4 protein-coding genes are annotated in these 3,585 nt (G+C 71.2%); 2 read left to right on the top strand and 2 right to left on the bottom strand.

Translation table 11 applies throughout. The annotated features are described in order from the left end of the window. Together FUT87_RS17385 and FUT87_RS17380 are read right to left on the bottom strand one after the other, a co-directional pair. Positions 1-754: beta/gamma crystallin-related protein (locus tag FUT87_RS17385; RefSeq protein WP_186830592.1), on the bottom strand; the 754-nt coding region annotated here is incomplete at its 3' end. A gap of 135 nt (positions 755-889) precedes the next feature. After that, positions 890-1,987: a response regulator gene (locus FUT87_RS17380; RefSeq protein WP_183491770.1), complete on the bottom strand. Its 1,098-nt coding sequence runs from the start codon at positions 1,985-1,987 to the stop codon at positions 890-892. Between the two features lie 206 nt (positions 1,988-2,193). Between FUT87_RS17380 and FUT87_RS17375 the strand changes: the two genes are divergently transcribed. After that, positions 2,194-3,084 carry an STAS domain-containing protein gene (locus FUT87_RS17375; protein ID WP_147241825.1) on the top strand — a complete coding sequence of 297 codons (891 nt, stop codon included), beginning with the start codon at positions 2,194-2,196 and terminating at the stop codon, positions 3,082-3,084. Next, positions 3,081-3,515: an STAS domain-containing protein gene (locus FUT87_RS17370; RefSeq protein ID WP_091724769.1), complete on the top strand. Its 435-nt coding sequence runs from the start codon at positions 3,081-3,083 to the stop codon at positions 3,513-3,515. Before FUT87_RS17375 ends, FUT87_RS17370 begins: the two co-directional genes overlap by 4 nt. Positions 3,516-3,585: the final 70 nt, after the last annotated feature.

Here is a 3,585-nt window from a genome sequence, read left to right as displayed (position 1 = left end):
CGCCGCGCGCATTGACCGTCACGGTCGCTCCCGGCGGCTGCCGGGTCTGCATGTAGTGCTCCTGTCCGTTGAAGCGATAGGTCACGTCCCAGTACTGCGGGTTGCCGCCATTGGGCGCCGCGCCGCAGCGCTGCACGTTGCGCACGTCGTTGCGGTTCACGTTGCTGCCCACCACCGCGCCGCCGATCGCGCCGGCCGCGGTCGTCACCGCCTGCCCGCTGCCGCCGCCGAACTGATGGCCCAGGATGCCGCCCAGCACGCCGCCGATCACCGCGCCGCCGACGTTGGGCCGGTCCCGCACTTCCTTCTGCTCGATCCAGCAGCGTTGCTGCTCGTTGCCCATCACGGCGCGCACCGAGACCACCTGCGCCTGGTACAGCGCCTCCTCGCCGCGGCGGTAGTAGGTGGGCTGCGGCTCGGGACCGTAGCGGTCGCGACCGACCTCGGCGCGCTCGTCCACGCGCCGCGCCGAGCTGATCCGGTTGTCGAGGCCCATGGAGCGCAGCGACGGGTAGCTGCCCGGCTGCAGCACGCGGCAGCGGCCGCGATAGTCCGGGTCCTCGCAGACCTCCCAGCGCTCGCCGCGCACCTCGATCGAGGACGCGCGGTCGTTGAAGCCGATCTCCTTGAGGAAACGCACCTGCGTGTCGATGCCGCCGGTGCGGCCGCGGAATTGCTCGTCCTCGTAGAAGGTGATGTCGGCCATCGCCTGGCCGGCCAGGACGCAGGCGGCGGCCGCGACGGCCGCCTTCATCGTGCGGGAGCTGCAAGGCTTCATGACGATCCCCATCGTGTTGATGCGATGCCTCCACTGTGGTCCAGCGGCGCGCCGGGGTCTGTCGGGCCGCGCTGGCCCGGGCTGTAGGACGCCACGCCGCATCGGGGCCTCTCAACGTTCCGACTGCAGCCGCGGCAGCAGCAGCTCGAACATCGTGCCCTGCCGCGCCCGCGACGCGCCGATCAGCGAGCCGCCATGCGCGCGCGCCACGCGCTCGGGCTCTTCCAGCCCCGGGCCGACCAGGGCCGAGGACATGCCCGACACCGGTTCGGTGCCGCCGAACAGGTGGATGGCGGCCTCGGGTTCGAGCACGCGATCGAAGCTGATGCGCAGCGTCAGCGAGCGATGCGCCGCGCCGTCGACCTGGATGCGGATCCCGCAGTCGCCGGCATGCGTGGCGCCTTGCATGATCAGCCGGTCGATGGCCTGGGCCATCAGTTCCGGATCGAAGTCGCCGGTGGTGTCGCCGACGCGTTCGAACGCGGGCGGCACCCACATCACCGCCTGGTTGCTTTCGACGTCCAGGCGCTGTGCCGCCAGCGTGGCCAGGTCGCCGCGCACCGGCTGCACCTGCAGCAGCTCGCAGGGCCGCCGCGCCAGGCTGCCCAGGTGGTCCACCTGGCGCCCGAGCAGCGTCGCCGCCGCCTTGACGCGCTGGCCGGCCTTCTGCAGCGAGGGCGACTCGGTCTGGCGGATCAGCAGCTCGGCGTTGAGCATCATGACCGACAGCGGGCTGCGGATGTCGTGGCTGAGCGCGCCCAGCATCAGCGCGTTCACCCGCGCCAGGCGTTCCTGCTCGACGATGCGCTCGGCCAGCATCAGGCGCTGGCGGTGCAGGTCGGCGAAGACCGCGACCTTGCTGCGCAGCACATGCGCGTCGACCGGCTTGTAGATGAAGTCGACCGCGCCGGCCTCGTAGCCCTTGAAGCTGCGCTGCGCCTCCTGGGAGCCGGCGGTCAGGAAGATGATCGGCACGTGCCGGGTACGCTCCGCCCCGCGCATCAGCTCGGCCAGGGTGAAGCCGTCCATGCCCGGCATCTGCACGTCCAGCAGGGCCAGCATCACGTCATGCACCAGCAGCAGTTCGAGCGCGGCGGGACCGGATTCCGCCGTCAACACGCGCAGCCCCGAGTCGGCCAGCAGCGCCTTCATCGCGAGCAGGTTCTGCGGCTTGTCGTCCACCACCAGCACGCTGATCTCATCGGCCACGTCGTTCTCCCAATCGTTGGTCTTGAATGTCTGACAGGGGCATTGGGCAAACGGCATGCCCATTTCGCCCCAGGGCTTACCCGCCCCCAATCCTCGCCCCGTGACTCCGGAGCGGGTGAGGTCGGCAGAGTACGATCGCGGCCGCCGCGCCACCCCGCGCACCCTTCTCCCCGCATCACGGCGTCAACCGCGCCCAAGAGGACCCGATGAAACAGAACAGCGCCGCCGTCGAAGATCTCCTGTCCACCCAGCGCGACCGGGTGCTCGCCGAATGGCAGGCCGAACTCGCCGCCAGCGGCCGCGCGCTGGCCAGCGAAGGCCGCGAGACCGGCGAACTGCTGGACGCCCTCCTCGCCGGCGTGCGCGCCACCGGCAACACCGAGAATTTCGACGATGCGCCCTGGGCGCCTTTGCGCGAGGTGCTGGCGAGCCTGTCGCGCTCGCGCGCCGCCCAGGGATCGACCGCCGCCGACACCAGCCGCTTCGTGCTGGCGCTCAAGAAGCCGCTGTTCGCCGGCCTGCAACGCCGCTTCAGCGACCAGCCGGCCGCACTCGTGGACGCCACCTGGGAGGTGTCCTCGCTGCTGGACCACATGGCGCAGCACACCGTCAGCACCTACCAGCGCACCCGCGAGGACATCATCGCCCGCCAGCAGCAGGAGCTGCTGGAACTCTCCACCCCGGTCGTCAAGCTGTGGGACGGCGTGCTGGCGGTGCCGATGATCGGCACGCTCGACAGCGGCCGCACCCAGCTGGTCATGGAGACGCTGCTGCAGCGCATCGTGGAGACCGGCTCCGCGCTGGCGATCATCGACATCACCGGCGTGCCGACCGTCGACACGCTGGTCGCGCAGCATCTGCTCAAGACCGTCACCGCCATCCGGCTGATGGGCGCGGACGCGATCATCAGCGGCATCCGGCCGCAGATCGCGCAGACCATCGTGCACCTGGGCATCGACCTGGAAGGCATCACGACCAAGGCGACGCTGGCCGACGCGCTGGCGCTGGCGATGCGACGCGCCGGCTTCGTCGTCTCCAGGGCCAAGGCCGCCCCGGGCGCCATGAGCGGAACGGCCGGCACGGGCGGCGCCGCATGACGACGCGCATCCCCATCCTGCGCATGGGCAGGACGCTGCTGGTCACCATCCAGGTCGACCTGCAGGACCAGACCGCGATGGCGCTGCAGGACGACCTGGCCAACCGCATCCAGGAGACCGGCGCGACCGGCGTGCTGATCGACATCTCCGCGCTGGAGATCGTCGACTCCTTCATCGGCCGCATGCTGGCCGGCATCTCCGGCATCGCCCGGGTGCTGGGCGCAAACTCGGTGGTCGTCGGCATGCAGCCGGCGGTCGCCATCACGCTGGTGGAGCTGGGCCTGTCGCTGCCGGGCGTGAGCACCGCGCTGGACGTCGAGCGGGGCATGGCGCTGCTGCGCCGCGCCGACGCCCTGGCGCAGGCCGGGCTGGACGAGGACGAGGCCGCATCGACCGACGACATCGAGGAGCCGCCCGGTGCCGGCCGCTGAGTCCGCCGGCGCGCTGCCGATCCGCGTCGAGTCCGACATCGTGCTGGCGCGCCAGCTGGTGCGGCGCCTG

This window comes from Mitsuaria sp. TWR114 (assembly GCF_007997345.1).
The sequence above is the reverse complement of the archived record's forward strand: the minus strand, read 5'-3'. Positions and strand labels throughout refer to the sequence as shown.